At 42.3% G+C, this 18165-nt stretch carries 13 protein-coding genes; 11 read left to right on the top strand and 2 right to left on the bottom strand.

Annotated elements, in window-relative coordinates; all coding sequences use genetic code 11:
• Window positions 1–3 precede the first annotated feature (3 nt).
• On the bottom strand, window positions 4–1548 hold the full coding sequence (locus OH463_RS10520; RefSeq protein ID WP_239924807.1) for a response regulator: 1545 nt from the start codon (window positions 1546–1548) through the stop codon (window positions 4–6).
• 122 nt (window positions 1549–1670) lie between these two features.
• Window positions 1671–3815 carry a serine/threonine-protein kinase gene (locus OH463_RS10515; RefSeq protein WP_269991240.1) on the bottom strand — a complete coding sequence of 715 codons (2145 nt, stop codon included), beginning with the start codon at window positions 3813–3815 and terminating at the stop codon, window positions 1671–1673.
• Between the two features lie 318 nt (window positions 3816–4133).
• On the opposite strand from OH463_RS10515, the gene tagH reads away from it, so the two are divergent.
• Genes tagH through tssC (OH463_RS10460) form a run of 11 tightly spaced genes read left to right on the top strand, consistent with a single transcriptional unit; the run spans window position 4134 to window position 18161 of the window.
• A complete protein-coding gene (gene tagH, locus OH463_RS10510; protein ID WP_269991230.1) occupies window positions 4134–5306 on the top strand; it encodes a type VI secretion system-associated FHA domain protein TagH in 1173 nt (390 codons plus the stop codon).
• A gap of 9 nt (window positions 5307–5315) precedes the next feature.
• Complete coding sequence (gene tssJ, locus OH463_RS10505; RefSeq protein ID WP_009699029.1) at window positions 5316–5771, top strand: type VI secretion system lipoprotein TssJ; 456 nt, start codon at window positions 5316–5318, stop codon at window positions 5769–5771.
• 20 nt (window positions 5772–5791) lie between these two features.
• Window positions 5792–7117 (top strand): type VI secretion system baseplate subunit TssK, encoded by a 1326-nt coding sequence (gene tssK, locus OH463_RS10500; RefSeq protein WP_074051443.1) that lies wholly within the window; start codon window positions 5792–5794, stop codon window positions 7115–7117.
• A 14-nt stretch (window positions 7118–7131) separates the two neighbouring features.
• The gene (gene tssL, locus OH463_RS10495) at window positions 7132–8424 is read left to right on the top strand and encodes a type VI secretion system protein TssL, long form (protein WP_017190835.1); all 1293 of its coding nucleotides are present in this window, start codon (window positions 7132–7134) and stop codon (window positions 8422–8424) included.
• Window positions 8425–8438: 14 nt separating this feature from the next.
• Entirely contained in the window at window positions 8439–11957 is a 3519-nt protein-coding gene (gene tssM, locus OH463_RS10490; protein WP_269991229.1) for a type VI secretion system membrane subunit TssM, read from the top strand.
• On the top strand, window positions 11939–12634 hold the full coding sequence (tagF, locus tag OH463_RS10485) for a type VI secretion system-associated protein TagF (protein ID WP_047515901.1): 696 nt from the start codon (window positions 11939–11941) through the stop codon (window positions 12632–12634). The genes tssM and tagF overlap by 19 nt, the downstream gene beginning before the upstream one ends.
• 10 nt (window positions 12635–12644) lie before the next feature.
• Window positions 12645–13439, top strand: coding sequence for a PP2C family protein-serine/threonine phosphatase (locus OH463_RS10480; RefSeq protein ID WP_017818775.1), 795 nt, complete (start codon window positions 12645–12647; stop codon window positions 13437–13439).
• A complete protein-coding gene (gene tssA, locus OH463_RS10475; protein ID WP_061066463.1) occupies window positions 13432–14553 on the top strand; it encodes a type VI secretion system protein TssA in 1122 nt (373 codons plus the stop codon). Before OH463_RS10480 ends, tssA begins: the two co-directional genes overlap by 8 nt.
• Before the next feature lie 15 nt (window positions 14554–14568).
• A complete protein-coding gene (tssB, locus tag OH463_RS10470) occupies window positions 14569–15096 on the top strand; it encodes a type VI secretion system contractile sheath small subunit (RefSeq protein ID WP_009699036.1) in 528 nt (175 codons plus the stop codon).
• Window positions 15097–15098: 2 nt separating this feature from the next.
• Window positions 15099–16592 carry a type VI secretion system contractile sheath large subunit gene (tssC, locus tag OH463_RS10465; protein WP_005447040.1) on the top strand — a complete coding sequence of 498 codons (1494 nt, stop codon included), beginning with the start codon at window positions 15099–15101 and terminating at the stop codon, window positions 16590–16592.
• Window positions 16593–16649: 57 nt separating this feature from the next.
• Complete coding sequence (tssC, locus tag OH463_RS10460; protein WP_269991228.1) at window positions 16650–18161, top strand: type VI secretion system contractile sheath large subunit; 1512 nt, start codon at window positions 16650–16652, stop codon at window positions 18159–18161.
• Window positions 18162–18165 lie beyond the last annotated feature (4 nt).

The following is an 18165-nucleotide window of genomic DNA, read 5'->3' as shown; positions in this document are numbered from 1 at the left end:
TATTCATCTCCACTGTGTGGCTTGTAAGTTAAAAGGTATTGGTAACTGGGTCGAATACGATCCCGAAAGATAATCTTTGAGCCAGTTAGACCAATTTGGTGGTAGTGGACGCTGAGAAAGGAATTCAATGCTCTCATCCAAAATGATGTCTGTCGCTTCAATGTTGTTATCCGATAGCCGCTTGAGGCGCATCTCGACTGAGAAAGGGTATCTTTTGCCTAACGTCTCTTCATCGGAGTTCTTTTGTTCGCTGAGTTTTAAAGCGGTTCCTGACTTCGCTGCAAGTAAGGTTAACAAGCAACGCTTGATAGCAAACTCGCCGAAAAAGTCCATCAAAGGAATAGCTTGTTTTAATAGCAGTAAAGGTGCTTTGTTCGGCGTTGCGTAGTAGTAGCTAAGTGAGTGCATTAGCTTTCTATGAGCGTACTCCGGACGTGATTCTAGTAAAAGAAGCTTACATTGCATCATCTGCTTAAAAGCGGCTAAATCGACTTGTTGGTTACGATTGAGTTGTTTCTCAGCGAGCAAACAAAATTCATTGAGCTTTAGGAGTACTTTCTTTTTGTCATTTGCATTAATGAGCGTCTTAAAATGTTCACTAATCAAGTCGACATAAGTATTCATCGCAGCGAGCCACTGAGTATCCGTGGATGAAACATTGGATGCGTAAAGGTAACCAACGTCGTACAGTCGCTCGAACTGAGCGAGTTTTGACAGAACCCTAGATACAGTAACCAGTCTTGCACTGCTACTAGGGGTGAGTTCAAAGGCTCGGTTTGCAAGTATAGAGGCGTTATTGTGTTGCCCTAAGGTTTCATAAAGCCCGACAAGATTATCGATAGCCCTTAAGCAAAGCGGATTGTGTGTGACGTAATTTGCAAGGACTTCAACAGCTTCACGGATCTTACCTTTTTGGTGAAGTAGGAATGCTTCAGCACAAATTCGACTCGCGTGTTCTTTGTCGTTGCAAAAAGGAAGGAAGTTCTCTAGTACCTCAAACTGTTTCGCTTCAATCAAAGTATCAATTAAGAGTGATTCAACACAAACACTGGTCGCGTATTTCTTATGCAGTTGCGCAACGTCATTGAGAGAAAGCACTGAAACTTTGCTAAGGTATTGTTTTACTTCAGCAAGGTGATGCTGCTCTTGTAAAGCAGTGAGCATTTTAGTTTGTAGTGCTTTTGTCTGAAGCGGCTTAGTAAGTAGATGTCTAACACGACCAGAAAGCGCAGTGAGCACGGTTTCTTGCGTAGCGTCACCAGATATCATAAGCACGGCTGTTGTGTCTGATATCAATTTCGCTCGACTCATCAGGTTAATTAGATCAAGCCCGGTCAACTTAGAAGACAGGTGATAATCCATAATGATGAACGAGTAAAAGCGAGTCTTAGTAGCACTCAACGCCTGCTGCGCATTGTTAACGCAGGTAATGTTGGATATTTTGGCTCCCAGCGAGACGAGTTGATGCTTGATCAACGTTGAAGAGGTTGAACAGTCATCAATGACTAAAATGCTGATGTTATCGACTTCGATCTTCCCTGTGGTCAAACTTCTACCTATTTATACGGATTAGCACACTCTAAAATAAAATTAGTCATCAGTTTGCATAAAGGCAAGCGCTTTTACGTTAAAATAAGGGGCGATATGCCCCTCATCAACTTTTGTAGTCATTAACTCTGTTCAGCTTCCGTTTCGACGCGTTTTAACAGCTCGTTTGCCTTCTTCATCGCACGCCTCGCACTTTTAGACTTCCGCTTGTTTAAAAGAATGTCAGAAAACTGTAGGTACTTATCGGCGGTTTGGAATCGCAGATCATTAATATCTTGGAAACCCGGCGGGAAATTTTCAGAAAATGCATCAATATCTTTGACGAGCTTATCTAGGTTAACCGTTGTGCGAGCTTGGTTGAGTCGGTAGTGCAGTCCTTCAAACTCTTCCTGATACAACAATCGTGCAGCATCAGCAGGGAAAGGCAACGGCGTTGAGCTCTCTTTTGCGGTCTCGTAAAGTTTCATTTCCAATACCGCATCTTTCATCGTATTGCTAATCGCCAAATTTTGCTGATGTTCTTCAGACTCAGCAAAAAAGGAGTTTCCAACTTTGATGAGTGTGACTAAAGCTGCTGCATCGCGCATTTTTAGCGCTTCATTGAGGTGTTGACCAAAGACTTCGCTTGCCAACGAGCTAGGAGTGAAAGGGTACTCTTTATGTATTTCATGGAGTTCCTTTTTGAGATCGTAAATAGATTTAGCCTCGTCTTGCTGGGTGTACAAGGATTTTTCTAAGTGGCTGTTTATCTGTCTCGCAATAGAAAGCAGAGTAGAGTGTTTGCTTGATTGAATATCCAATGCCAAAACTTCGATTTTATGGGAGTCTGGGTAATAGTTTTTTGCTTGCTGTAAGATGGATTCAATCTGTTTGTAGTTTGGATAAGTCGTTACATCAGAGTTAAGTACGTCATCGATCTTTGCTTCAAATTCTCCAAGGATATGCGGTTTATACAAACGTAGGAAACCAGCAGCAATCACTGGGTGTATCCCTTGTTTGTTGTCAATTAACGCTTTGGTTTGCTCCGGAAGCGTATTTAACAGTTGCTCTGCAGATTCGATGGCTTGATCTTTTTCTATGAGAGTAAGGTTGAGTTGGTTAATGGTATTTTGCTGTTGTTGATAGAACGTACCTAACAAACCCATTAAGGCAAGACTGGCGGCTATACCTGAATAAAGTGACCAACGGTTCTTATTCAACAGGTGCTTGATATCAGTAGCGCTGAGCTGAGAAGGGACGACACCAGTAGCAAAAGCTTTAGAGAAGATGCGCCACTTTGAAAATGGAAAGTGAGATGGCTTGCTTACTTTAACGCTTTTTTTAAGCGCTTCGTTGACTGGGGTTCGTCCATATGGGTGTTTGCAGCTCAGCAACTCGAAAGTAATGCAGAAAAACGCAAACAGATCGTCACTTTGTTTCGGTTCTTTGCCCGACAAGATATCAAGTGAGGCATAATTCGGTGTATAACCCAGCGTGTCAGTGTCTTGTGATTTTCGTTTTGCTGCATATTGGTCATGCTTCAGTTGGTGCGTTTTAGAGACGCCAAAGTCCAGCAACTTCACTTTACCTTCCGAAGTGAGAATGATGTTTGCGGGCTTTAAGTCTGCATGGACCACACCAAGTGAATGTGCATACGATAATGCATCTAACGTTTGGTTCAGAATTGAAAGGGTGGCGTTGTACTTTAACCCGTCCGGTCTAGAGCGTTGAATAAGTCCTTCTAATGTCTCCCCATCAACATATTCCATCACGAGGAAATAGATTTCGCCGTCTACTCCAAAATCGTAGACTCGGATGATGTTGGGGTGACTAAGCTTCTGAGTTTGTTGTGCTTCACGAATCAGCATGCGGGCGGTTTCTGGCTGAGACGCATACTCTTTTTGTAGTACCTTTAATGCTACATAGGGGACATCTGCTCCAGAAGATTCAAGAATTTTGTCTTTCGCCAAAAAGACGTCACATAAACCACCATGGCCGATCAAAGATTCAATTTCATAACGGTTTTTTACCGTCTCCCCGAGCAATGAATCAGATCGAGTTTGCTTATCATCATTATCAATATTACGCACTAATTTATTTGCTGGTGGATTTGTGTTTAGGTTCTGAGACACTTTTGTATTTGTTTCATTATTATTTAGGGCAGAGCCTTCATTGTTTATATTGCCCTTATTGTCATTTGTATTTTCTCTTTTTTGAGTCTTTACAATTTTGGTTTTATCGCCACTGCATTCTTTATTTATAGAACTGTCTTTATTTTTGTCGTCCATCACGAGGCTCCATATAAAATGATGGTGTGAATATATAACTCATCTGCTAATGAAAAATGATTAAATGAAGATTTCTCGGTTAAGCTAACATCGGTTTTTTGACGAATGAAAAGTTAAGCGTCAAAAATTTGAACCTCGTTGTATATTTTGTTCTGCGTAATAATCCTAGATTGCTTTGCTGAGAAATTAATTCATTATTCCGTTCGTGAAATACAATTATTATTTGATTAGGCATTATTAATCTTAGTGTTAATAAGTGGTTGCCTAACTATTAAGAACTAAATTTATATATTAAGCAGTTCCTTTGGCGAGGTTTACATGACGTTGGTTTTAACCATTACAAGTTTTCATAAGTTCACTCCAGAGATTGACACTGAGTTCGTTTTTGATGCGACAGGTGAACATGACAAGGTCAGTTTTGGGCGCTCTGAACAGTGTGATTGGACATTGCCTGACCCTGAAAGAGTCATATCAAGTAAGCATGGTGAACTGATCAAATTTGGTGAAAAGTACTTGATTAAAGACTTATCGACGAATGGTACCTTTGTAAATAATGCCGTGACGCCGGTTGGTCAAGGAAATGAATTGGCACTCAATCATGGCGATGTCGTGGCCCTCGGCGATTATCAAATTCAAGTAAGTTTAGAAGAAAGAATTATCGATGATAGCAATAGAGTACACAATACTATCAATGAGTTAGCTGTTAGTGATGTTGACCGAAATTTAACTCATGATGAGTTTGGGTTGAACGCAGCGGATCTGTTAAGAGACAGTGCGCCTTCTGAATTTCAGCTTGATATTGGTCTGATGGATGACTTTTTAGAAGCACAAGAGCCGAGTGTTGAAGAAGTATCCCCTCATGCGTCTACCCCGATTAGTGCTCCGAAGCCTTTGGTAAAAAATGAAAGCAAAAACCAACAAGCCTTCGTCAGAGGTCTGGGTATCAACCCAAATATGGTTCCAGACGAAAATAGCGAACAGTGGTTCGAGCAACTAGGCCAGTCGTTTTCTTTGATGCTACTGGGGTTAATGGAAACATTACATAATCGAGCTGAGTTTAAACAAAATAATCGTTTAAACCATACCGCTTTTCGAAAGTCAGAAAATAATCCATTAAAGTTTTCCGCTAATTTAGAAGATGCTATTCATAATTTATACAACCGAAACACTGCTAGTTTTATGCGAGCAGACATAGCAATTAAAGAAGCATTTGTTGATATAGAAAACCATGAAAAAGCGTTGATGAAAGGTGTCGAAGGTACCGTTTCAAGTGTTATGTCGTTAGTTGAGCCATCAAGTATTTACTCCGATGCAATGTCAAGTGATAGTTTCTTCAATAAAATAATTCCAGCAAGAAAATATGCTCAAAGCTGGAAGAAATTTGAAGGTATTCATTATCAATTAACGGATGAAATTATAAATAAGGAATCACCTTTTTATTTGGAAGATTTTGCAAAGCATTATGAAAATGCACTGAGAAGTAAAAATTAAGGAATGATGATGAAAACAATAATGAAGACCTTACTTCTATTTATTACGGCAGTTTTAGTTGGTTGTTCAGCGGCAAACCTAGTAGTTGATCCCTATGCTGATTTAGCGCTCACCGCCAAACATAATATCAACCCAGATTCAAATGGCAGACCGTCGCCTGTTGTGATTTATGTGTTTGAATTGACATCTTCAACCGTCTTTGAAAGTCAGGATTTCTTTTCGCTGTACGAAAGCTATGACACGGTTTTAGGTCCTGATTTAGTGAACAAATATGAAATTTCTTTAACGCCTGGTCAGGAAGATATTTATCACGCAAGCATGTCACCAAAAACTCAGTATTTAGGTTTAGTCGCGGCATTTCGTGACATCGAAAACTCCAATTGGAGGCAGGTGATTAAGGTAGACCAGACCGGTTACAACACTTACCAAATTCACCTAGACGACCTTTCTATATTCGTTAAATAACCTCACTTGGCGACTAAACAATGGCAGATTACTCCCACACAGCATGGTGTGAGGGGATGTTTTTACGTCCTCAACATTTCCAGCAAAGCGAGCGTGCATTTGAGCATGAGTTTAAGGGATTGAACCGTTTTCAACAGCCTTATAATTGGGGCGTGTATCAAGTTCGTATAAACCCGAACAGTCTGAAAGAAGGCGTGGTAGAAATCGAGAAACTCGAAGCGATTCTTCCTGATATGACTCTTATTGAATTGCAGAACGTTAATGAAGTTCTTCCGCCATTACTGGTTGAAAAGGGAACTCAAAACACATTAGTTAAAGTGGTCGTTGCTTCATCGAGCCTTAAAGAAAAAACGATTGCGGATGTTAGTGAAGGTGTTGTCAGCAGATATGTGTTAAACGATCTAGACGTTATAGACGTGCAAACTGGTCAGGATGAAGAGCGCATTCAAGTGGCGTCGTTGAATGTTGCGCTTAAAGTAAGCAATGACAACTTGTCAGGTTTTGTTGAGTTACCGATTCTTAAAATTAAAGAAGTCACTGCGGAAGGCGCAATTCTTCTTGATGAAGAGTATACGCCGCCACATCTCAATGTGCTTAAAGATCAAGCAATGTTGGCTTGCCTAAAAAATGTAACGGGAATGACAAAAATCCGTGCTGATGTGGTTTCTCAACGTTTAGTGCAAGGCAAAGCGGCATCTGCTTCAGCTGTCGATTTCATCATGCTTCAAATGCTCAATCGCTACGAAACGATTCTTAGACATCTGGGGCAGTTAGAACAAGTTCACCCTTTAGAGTTTGTCACGCTATTACGAGGATATGTTGGTGAGTTGTCGACTTTTTCGAGTAAAAATAAGCGCGCTCCTTTGCTTATTGATTATGAACACTCAAATCTGACCTCTACGATTTCAGAGCTTAATCAGGTGTTAAGCCAATACCTGAGTGTTGTTCTGGATCAGACGGCTAATAAACTTCCTTTGGAGGTTCGACAACTTGGTATTCGAGTGACACCGTTGCCTGATAAGCGACTTCTTGAATCAAGCCAGTTTGTTTTGGCAGTAAAAGCAGATACAAGTACTGATGAGATTAGACGTTTGGTACCAGCTCAACTCAAGTTGGGACCAGCAGAACAAATTAGAGATCTTATAAATAATCAAATCAACGGTATTAACGTTGCACCACTCAATGTTGTTCCTCGACAGATCCCTTATCAAACGGGGTATGTGTATTTTGAAGTGATTAAGAAAGGACCATTCTGGGTTCGTCTCCAAGAGAGTGGCGGTATTGCTCTTCAGCTATCTGGTCAATTCCCGAATTCAGACATAGAGCTATGGAGCATTAACCAATAACAGGTTACGTCATTATGGAACAGACAATAATAAAGCCAACACCAGGTGGAAGACCAACAAACGCTAATATCTCAGTACCAAAATCTGCCGATAGTACAGTTGTGATCTCAAAGAATCCTGAAGTGGTCAACAATGACTCAGTGGTCGCATTTGGCAGCAACCCGATTTTAGCTGAAGCTAATGGCATACTTTCTATTATTGGACAGATTCGAGCAACAGCGAGTCACTCTGACGTCTTGTTTTTAAAAGAAACGTTGGCACAAAAGTTAAGAGACTACGAAAACCGACTACGTCAACAAAACATAAATCTGGAAACAATAGATACCGCTCGTTACTGCTTATGCTGCGCAATCGATGAAGCAGTTTTGAATACAAATTGGGGTAGCCAATCGACATGGAGTCACGACTCGTTGCTGACCTCTTTCTATTCTAGCAGTCAAGGTGGGGAGGCGTTTTTTCAGCATTTAGAAACATGCATGTCATTCCCTGAGACTCAGCTTGATCTCTTGGAACTCATGTATGTGTGTATGTCTTTAGGTTTCGTAGGGCAATATCGATTAGAAAAAAATGGTCTGGAAACACACCGTCGTTTGAGAAAGCAAGTTGTTAGCGTTTTAAAGTCAAACGGTCGAGGGTTACAGCAACGCTTAAGCGACAATATTGAAAGCCGTTTGTTAAATGGTTCGCAAGTGGCGGAACGTGCACCTTTATGGGTGGTTTGCTCTGTCACATTGGCAATATTGGTCTGTATCTTTATGTTCTTCAGCTATGACCTTAACAAGGCTTCAAACCAAACCTTTGCCAGTTTAATTAATCTCATCTCACCTAATCAAACAGAGATGGCTCCTACGTCCGATTCTCAAGTAATAAAAGTTGCTGAACGCGTTTCTATGTATCTAGCAACCGAGATAAATAAAGAACTGGTGACTGTTGAGGCTCTATCCGACAGAGTTCGGATTTCTCTCAAAGCTCAAGACTTGTTTGAGTCAGGTAGTGCGGAAGTCGTTGAATATATCCAACCTGTTATATCTAAGTTGTCTCGCACTTTAGAAACAACCGAAGGGAAGATTTTGGTCACTGGACATACTGACGATAACCCTATTTTTACCAGTAAATATCCGTCCAATTGGCATCTTTCCCTTGCTCGTGCAACGGCGATGTCTGAACAGTTGATTGCGAACAGTGCACTGGAAGGAAGAGTCCTTCCTGAAGGGCTTGGTGATGCAAGACCCCTTGCTGAAAACTCTACTGATGAAAATCGTGCGCTTAACCGCCGAATCGAAATTGACCTTATGGTTGCAAACTAAGGAAAGTGAGATAAATGAGTATCCGAGAAGTAGGCAGAATATTTACTCAACGTTGGTTTATCGGTTTAGTCGGTGTTGCTGCGTGCTCAATTTTTATTTGGGTCGTAGGTCCCCTCATCACTGTTGCGGGATATGAGCCCTTAAAAACTGACTTTCAGCGTTTGGTTAGCATCCTGGTATTAGTTTTCGTTTGGGGTGTGTTCAATCTTACAAAGCAACATAAGCAAAAAGTAAAAGAAGACGAAACAATTCAAAGCCTGTTAGAGGTGGATTCGCAATCTGATAAAGAAGCTGCCTCAGAAATTAATGTGCTGCAAGACAGAATAGAGCAGGCAATCAAAGTGGTTACCAAAACACATAAAGGTAAACGTAGCTTATACGAATTACCTTGGTATGTACTGATTGGTCCTCCTGGTACAGGTAAAACGACAGTTCTTAAGCAATCTGGGTTGGAGTTTCCGTTAGCGGATTCATTAGGTTCGGACTCTGTTGCAGGTGTTGGGGGAACACGCCATTGTGATTGGTGGTTTGCAAACAAAGCGGTTCTTGTTGATACCGCTGGTCGTTATACGACACAAGATAGCCAAGAAAAAGTTGATGCTAAGGCATGGCATGGATTTCTTGGGCTGTTAAAAAAATATCGAACACAGAGACCAATTAACGGCGCAATTGTGACAATCAGCTTAGCTAGCATTATGTCGCAAACACGCACGGAAAGGAGCCTGCATGCAAGGGCGATAAAGTCTCGTTTACAGGAACTAAAAAACCAACTGGGTATGCAGTTTCCAATTTACGTTCTTCTTACAAAAATGGATCTGGTGGCGGGGTTTAATGAGTTTTTCGCGGATCTGAGCAAAGAAGAGCGTGAAGAGCTATTCGGTTTTATGTTCCCAAAAGATTGCGAAGATGAGCGCGGTGTCGTTTCTCTTTTCAATAAAGAGTTTCATCATCTACTTGAGCGATTGGACGCCCAAATGCTGCGCATTCTGGAAACAGAGGATGATCTTGATAAGCGCGCGATGATCTTTGAATTTCCAAAGCAACTTCGAGTGCTTCAAGCAAACCTAGATGAATTCCTTACAGAAATATTTGCTCAGAACAGCTTTGAAGAGCCCACCCTTATTCGAGGCGTGTTTATGGTTAGCTCGGTTCAAGACGGTATCCCTGTTAGCCGGCTAATGAACGAATCGAGCAGCGGGCTAGGGCTAGGGAAGTTAGGTTTATCTGCTCAGCACCACGGATCTCACAGCTATTTCGTTAGAAGCTTGTTTGATCAAGTCATCTTCAAAGAGCAACTGCTTGGGACGGTCAATCGTCATTATCAAAAGCAATCCAGTTGGCTCCATCGAGGCGTTTACATCGGCTGTGCGGTCGCGTTATGCGGAGCGATTGGAACGTGGTTTATGAGTTATCAATGGAACTCGACACTTATCACCCAAACCAACAAAGAGACGGATCATATAAAAGCAATGATCGGTGCAGATAGTTTAGATTTTGAATCAGACATTATCAGCGCGATAGAAACACTCGACCGAATCATGACTTTACCTTTGGGAAAGCAAAGCGACTACGGAAATTCGGATGCAATAAAGAAGTTTGGTTTGTATCAGGGCGACAAAGTCTCTCAAGCGGCAAATAACGCCTACACGTCTGCTCTAACCAAACACTTCGCTCCTCTGGTGCTTGATAGCCTGATTTCAGAAATGGAAGGAAACCAAGAGCATCGTCAGTATCTATACGAAACGCTTAAAACTTACCTAATGTTGTTTAACCCAGAAAAGTATCAACAAGAAGAAGTATTAGCGTGGTTTGGCTTTTATTTTGAAAGACATTATCCAGGCGCTCTTAATGAATCACTAAGAGACCGTCTAATGACGCACACTAATAACCTTCTGGAAAGCAACGAAAGAGGCTTCTCATTTAATGACTCAGCTGTAGAGAGTGCTCGAGAAGTGTTAACTCAAATGTCTTTGCCTGAGCGTGCTTACCAACGCATGAAGTTACAATTTTCAAAAAGTCATGTGCCGTCATTCAGATTAACAGACGTTCTGGGACCAAAAGGGTTAGAACAATTTGAGCGAATGAGCGGTAAACCACTGTCTCAAGGGATCTCCGGTTTTTACACGTATAACGGGTTTCACAGCATTTTCCAAATTCAAATTAACCGCACTGTGAAAGGGTTAATGGAAGAGAACTGGGTATATGGAGACGATTTAAAAGCGCATGAAATTGACCAAGCAAGTGCAATCCAGGGTGTACAAGCACGTTACTACCAAGATTATGTGAATGAGTGGAAAAACTTAATTGAAGACATTCAGCTTAAGCAAGCGCCAACCCTTGATCTAGCCTCTACTCAAGCAAGAGTGTTGTCGGGGGTTGAGAGACCAATTGAATCATTATTGCGTGCGATTCAAAAAGAGGTTGGTTTGACCAAAGTTGTCTTGTCAGAGAACCAAAAAGCGGCGTCAGAGGTGGCAGGGAAGGTTGCTAAAGTGAAGTTTTCCAATACCGCTGACCAGTTAGATATGTATTTACCTGAAGAGAATAGCTTTAATGTTTCCTTGCCAGGTAAAGAAGTCGAATCCCACTTTACTGAAATCTTACGTTTGGATGAACAAGATTTTGAAGATATTCAGACAGCAATGGTCAATTTGCGCTCTTACCTGTCTGATTTATCAAGTTCGGGTAACAATCAAAAAATTGCATACAAGAGCATTCTCGATGGAACAGTTACCCAAGATGTTGCTGCGTCGTTTGAACGTGCAAGGGAGTTGTTACCAAAGCCATTTAATCAATGGTTAGGAGAACTGTCTCAAGAGTCAGTTAAGTTTGCAGAGAATGGGTCTAAAGATCACTTGAATCAATTATGGTTAACAAAGGTGGTTAAACCATATCGAAGCTCAATTGCTGGTCGCTATCCATTTGTTCCTAATGCCTCGAAGGAAGTTCGCCTCAAAGATTTTAAGCGGTTTTTCGGTTACGGCGGAACCATGGATGCCTTCTTTAAGGAGTATTTAGAACCATTTGTAGACACTTCAACTCGACGTTGGAAGCTTGAAAAAGAAATTGGTGTTCGTCCAGAAACACTCGCAGTATTCCAGAAAGCCAAACGGATAAGACAAACTTTCTTTGAGCCGGACAATTCTTTGCGCGTCGAATTTGGAATGAAACCTGTTTATTTAGATCAGCATATTACTCGTTTTGTACTGGAGTTGGGTGGGCAAGACTTAGTCTATAAGCACGGTCCTGCTCGCGCGAAGTCATTAAGCTGGCCCGCAGGGCAAGACCAAACTCGAATCGTCTTTACTCCACCAGAATCAAAACGCGAGATTGCACATACCTACGAAGGTGAGTGGGGTATTTTCAAATTACTTGATCAATCGCTAAAAGCGCGTCCAGAGTCGCGAAATGACAATATCGTTATGATCGATTTGAAAGGAAACAAAGTTCAACTGGAACTCATCCCTTCAAGTGCGATCAACCCGTTTTGGTCTAACGAGATGGAGAGTTTTCGATGTCCTCAAACGCTATAACACCCTGTTGGGGCTACATTGGAAAAATGCCTGCGAAAGGGGATTTTGTTAAAAATGGGCTTTCTCAAGAGTTTACTGAACGATGGCATGATTGGCAGCAAGCAATAATAGCTGTTAGTCGAGAACAATTGGGCGAAGGATGGCATCAATACTTTCTCACGGCTCCAATTTGGCACTTTGCACTGGATATCTCCTACATGGAAGACGCAACTTACATTGGGAGTGTCATACCGAGTGTTGACTCTGCGGGACGCTACTTCTTTTTCACCGTTGTGAGACCAGTCGAAGGGAATGCTGTGGATTATTGGGAACAGAGTCAGTGGACTCAAAATAGTCAAGATCTTGCCGTCGCTGTACTCAATGACGACTTTGTATTTGATGCATGGGCTCGAAGACTCACTGACTCGGATAAGACAGTTTTAGATGATGTTCCTACGGCAGAAGTACCGTTAGTACATTACAAAAGCAAACTTTCAACCATTTATGAGAACACCCCACAGTTATCTGCGAATGGTCTTTTAAACCAGATATTAGGTAAGGAATACAAAAAACCTTGTTTTTGGTGGACTGAAGGGTCGGCAACTATATCGCCCTGTATGCTGATTACGTCGGGACTGCCTTCAATAGGTCAATATGCGGCAATGTTAGATGGAAACTGGCAAGAGTGGAACTGGTAGGTATCAGCGAATGAATTGGAATTACTTTACTTTTTCGAGGACTCATCCAGGAAAGGTCCGTCCATATAACGAAGATGCATTACTTGATATGTCCGAACTTGGTTTGTGGGTTGTAGCAGATGGTATGGGGGGGCATTGTGCAGGAGACATCGCCAGTCAGATGTTGGTCGATAAGATTGCCCGCTATGCAAAAGACAATAAGACAACCCACATTGATGAGTTGAGAGGTGTTATTCAGCAAGCAAACAAAGAGATCTTTGATTACGCAAAAGAGCATTTAGAAGGTAAAACGATGGGGACAACACTTGTACTGTTATTTATGCAGGACGGGTATTTTCATTGTTTGTGGGTTGGGGATAGCCGTATATACCAACTGAGAGAAGGGAGCTTCACGCAAAAAACAAGAGATCACAGCCAAGTTATGGATCTGGTCGAACAAGGGTTATTAGCGATTGAGGATGCAGAATCACACCCATTAGCTAACGTCATAACTCGTGCGATAGGTGTCGATGAAATAGTAACGATAGACCAAATCTCCGGTCAGCTCTCGAACGGTGATCAATTTCTGTTGTGTAGCGACGGGCTCTCTAAAGAACTGACCAATGACGAGATACACAACACGCTCTATGCTGATTCAGTCAATCAAGCAGGGTTAGCCTTGATGCACTCTGCGTTAGTTCGAGGTGCTAGTGACAACGTCACATGCGCGTTGGTCAAAGTATGCTGTGATCAAAATGAAATAGCTGAAAATCAGCAAGATGACGCGACCATTCCTGTTTTCTTGAGGAGTAAAGTGCGTGGATGACCTAATCAAAGCGTTCGAGTGGTTAGAACCAGTACTACAACCTGTCTCTGCTGATCAACCAACGGGCGTGGACCCTCGTGAGGACGTATCTCCTCAATCTGCTTATTACAGATTAAAAGACCACAGGATGGCTGCGCGCAATACAGAGCGTAACGCCATTATTGAAGAAGAAAGCATACTCAGCCACACCAACCTTTGGCGTGTTTTCATTGATGAAGTTCCAGAAGTTCTGACTTCTCAGTCAAAGGATTTGGAGCTTGTCGCTTGGCTGATTGAGGCGCTGACACGTATTTATGGCTTTCGCGGAATGGGGATCGGATACGAGATAGCATCACACTTTATTGAGCATTTCTGGGAACAGCTGCATCCCATGCCTGATGAAGACGGAATCGAGACTCGTATTTCTGCAATCATTGGATTAAACGGTATCGAAAGTGAAGGTACCTTAATTTTTCCACTGGCTTCGATTCCGCTTACGGATATGGGGGTAGAGCAAGCTTACGCATTTTGGGAATACCAACAAGCCATCGAATTAGAGCGACTTGATGAAGATAAACGACGTTACAAAGTCGAGCAAGGTGCTGTGGAACTGTCGAAAATCAGCGATACCGTTAAATCCACCTCTGATGAGTTTTACAGGACTTTGATCACTGATCTTGAGTTCGGCATAAGGGCATTTAACCAATTTAGTCAAAAGCTTGATGATGCTGTTGGAGACGTTACCCCAAGTTCTTACATCTCAAAAAAGCTTGATTCAATACACTCGGCATTAAAGCATTTGCTTGGTGACCGCTTTCAGGCACCGAAAGAGGTGATTGAAGAGGCTGATATGGAATCTAACGAGCCGACTACGGTCACAAGCCAGTCAGCTAACAACAGCGAATTGCTAATAACAAATATGCAATCACGCGAGCAAGCGATTGAACAGTTACAAAAGGTGGCAGACTTCTTTAGAGAAAGTGAGCCTCATTCACCAGTTTCTTACTCCATCGAACAGATTATTCGTTGGTGTGGAATGCCTCTGCCGGAATTACTGGCGGAATTGATCTCCGACGGAGATGCAAAGAGAAGCTATTTCCGTTTAGTTGGCATAGCAGAACAAAATGAAAATTAAGGAAGGGAGAACGGTATGACGAGTATTCACTCGAAACTGTCACGAGTAAGGAAGCCTCGTGTTCACATTACCTATGATGTTGAAACCGAAGGAACAACGCTTAAAAAAGAGCTTCCTTTTGTGGTTGGTGTAATGGGCGACTTCGCTGGACAAAATACCGAAGCGTTAAAGCCTTTGAAAGACCGACGTTTCATTCAGATTGATCGAGACAACTTTGATGATGTTTTGAAAAAAATGAGTCCATCAGTGAAGTTTAAAGTCGCAAACAAATTGGCGAAAGATGACTCGCAATTTGAAGTGGATTTAAGCTTTAAATCTATGCAGGACTTCGAGCCCGCAGCGATTGTTAATCAAGTTGATCCTTTACGCCAACTGATGGAAACCCGAAATAAACTTCGTGACTTGATGACGAAGGTCGACCGCTCAGAAGAGTTAGAAAATATTCTAGAGGATGTATTAAACAACACGGAAAACCTGACAAAGTTGGCTGGAGAGTTAAACCTGGGCGAGTCAAGCTCTGTAGATAATCCAGAGGGAGCATAGTAATGACGACTCAAATTGACAAACAACTTGATCCAACGGTAGAGCAACAAACGTCATCATTCCTAGAGCAGGCGATTGGTGCAACAAAGCAAACAGAAGCTTCTCGTGCCGAAGAGTTGATCAAGACATTAACAGAAGAAGCAATGAAAGGTACCGTTTCCTGGAATAAGAACCTAACGGTGACGTTCCGTGAAGCAATCACGCTTCTTGACCAACAGATTTCGGAACAATTGTCTGAAGTCATGCATCACCCAGAACTACAAAAACTTGAGGGCTCTTGGAGAGGCTTAAATTACTTAGTGATGAACTCGGAAACAAGTTCAGCATTGAAAATTCGCATGATCAGCATGACGAAAAAAGAGCTTCATAAGGATTTAAGCAAAGCGGTTGAGTTTGATCAGAGCCAAATCTTTAAGAAGGTGTATGAGTCTGAATTCGGTAGTGCTGGTGGTGAGCCTTATGGTGCGCTTATCGGTGACTATGAGTTTACAAACCATCCGGAAGATATCGAATCATTGCGCCTGATGTCTAACGTTGCTGCTTCTGGTTTCTCGCCGTTTCTTTCGGCGGCTTCACCGGCTTTGTTTGGCTTTGATGAATGGACGGAATTATCTAAACCTCGCGATTTGGATAAGGTATTCGAGTCATTGGAATACGCACAATGGCGTTCCTTCCGCGAAAGTGCTGACTCGCGTTTTGTAAGCCTAACCATGCCGAAAGTGCTAGCACGTTTGCCTTATGGTCAAGCGACTTCTCCAGTTGAAGAGTTTGGGTTTGAGGAGTTTGATGTTGACGCTGTTTCCGGCATTGCGACTAATGCAGAACACAACGACTACTGTTGGATGAACTCTTCGTATGTACTAGGTGCGAAGCTCACAGATGCTTTTTCAAAGTATGGCTTCTGTACAGCGATTCGAGGTGCAGAAGGTGGTGGTCGTGTAGACAATCTACCAACGCACTTCTTCATGAGTGATGATGGCGATCCTGATATGAAATGCCCAACAGAAATCGGTATTACTGACCGCAGAGAAGCGGAGTTAGGTAAACTTGGTTTCTTACCATTATGTCATTACAAAAACACAAACTATGCCGTGTTTTTTGGTGCGCAAACCTGTCAGAAACCAGCAAATCATGACTCTCCGGATGCGACAGCGAATGCTGCAATTTCCGCACGCTTACCTTACATGATGGCGACATCGCGTTTTGCCCATTATTTGAAAGTGATGGCTCGCGATAAGATCGGTAGCTTCATGGAAGCAGAAGATGTTGAATCATGGTTGAACCGTTGGATCTTAAGTTATGTGAACGCATCTGAAGGAGGCGGTCAGGAAATCCGCGCGAAATACCCATTGGCTGATGCTCGCGTGCAGGTTAAGGAGATTCCAGGCGCGCCAGGCTCTTACAATGCAGTAGCATGGTTGAAGCCTTGGTTACAGATGGAAGAGCTTACGACTTCATTACGCTTAGTTGCAAAAATCCCTCAATCGGGTGGTTAAGTGAATTGTGGTTGGCTTTATGGGTCAACCACACTTTCCCTCCTGTGGTGTGTAAAAATGACTAACGATACAGCGTTGAATTTCTTAGACCCAAGCGAGCTAAAGCATGAGTTTAGTCCGCTTGGGTGTGCGGAACTTAATAGTTACTGGATTACTCGGTTTGTCGAAACAGAAGATTCAATACACTCGGCAAAAATTTGGTTAGAAGGAACCAAAAGCAGAAGTGTTGCTGAATTTCGTCGCAGTTTGATTATGACCATCAATCAAATAGATCAATTGTTACAGAAACAACTAAATGAAATCATTCATCACCCGAGATATCAGCAGTTGGAGCGATCTTGGGTGGGGGTTAAGTATCTGTGTGAACAAACAGACGGTCAATCTGGTGAATTGGTAAAAATAAAGCTTTTATCGTCGACATGGGAAGAAGTCAGTAAAGATGCTTTAAAAGCAATCGAATTCGACCAGTCAGCTTTGTTTAAACTGCTTTACCAAAATGAATACGGCATGGCTGGAGGTGAGCCATTTGGACTGATAGTTGGTGATTATGAGCTTCGACATGACCCTAACCAAAACTACTTTGATCGGGATTTGTCGGTATTGGGTAAGATTGCCCAGACAGCAGCAGCTGCGTTTAGTCCTTTTGTCATGTCTGCGCAACCAAGTGTATTTGGGGTTGATCGTTTTTCGGAGTTGTCATCTACCACAGACATTACTTCTCAATTTGATCAAGTTGAGTATGGGAAGTGGCAACGCTTGAGAGAATCAGAAGATACAAAGTTTATAGGTATTGCAGCGCCTAATGTTCTTTTTAGGCAGCCTTATATCAAAGATGGTTCTCGGATAGAGGCGTTTGAGTTCGAGGAGACGATTGTTGAATCAGAACAAGAGTTGTTGTGGGGTAGCGCCGCTTTTTGTTTCGCCGGCATCGCAATTAGAACCTATCAAGAACATGGTTGGTTTACTCACATGAGAGGTGTGAAGCAAGGGGATTACACCCAAGGAGCCATTCTAGCTCCAACAAGAAGTTCTGTTCAGCTTATGAGTAAAAACACACGAGATAGGAGCCCTTTAAATCTGAAGGTATCAGAGCGTAAAGAGAAAGAGATATCCGATTGCGGTTTCATTACGATGTCACCTGTCGCAGAAACCGATTTAGTCGGCATGATATCCAGTGTGTCTATCCATAAGCCGAAGTTATTTGAAGACCAGAACATAACGATGAACGCCAAGCTGACTTCGATGCTGCAATATACATTATGTGTATCTCGAATCGCACATTACATAAAGGTAATGGGAAGAGACAAGGTTGGTGGGTATCAAGATTCTGATTCAATCCAGCGGGATTTTCAGCAATGGCTTCACCAATATACAACTGCTTCTGATGAAGCTTCTGATGAACTCAGAGCAAAGTATCCACTCAACGAAGCAAAAATAACAGTTAAAGAAAAACGCGATTCGCCAGGGCATTACTTTTCAGTAGTGCATTTAAGACCTCATTTTCAACTCGATCAAATGGTTTCGGCGGTCAAATTAATTACGGAGTTATCACCGGAGCAGGTGGTGTAAGGGA

Source organism: Vibrio sp. NFR (assembly GCF_027587095.1).
Lineage (GTDB): Bacteria > Pseudomonadota > Gammaproteobacteria > Enterobacterales > Vibrionaceae > Vibrio > Vibrio harveyi.
The sequence above is the reverse complement of the archived record's forward strand: the minus strand, read 5'-3'. Positions and strand labels throughout refer to the sequence as shown.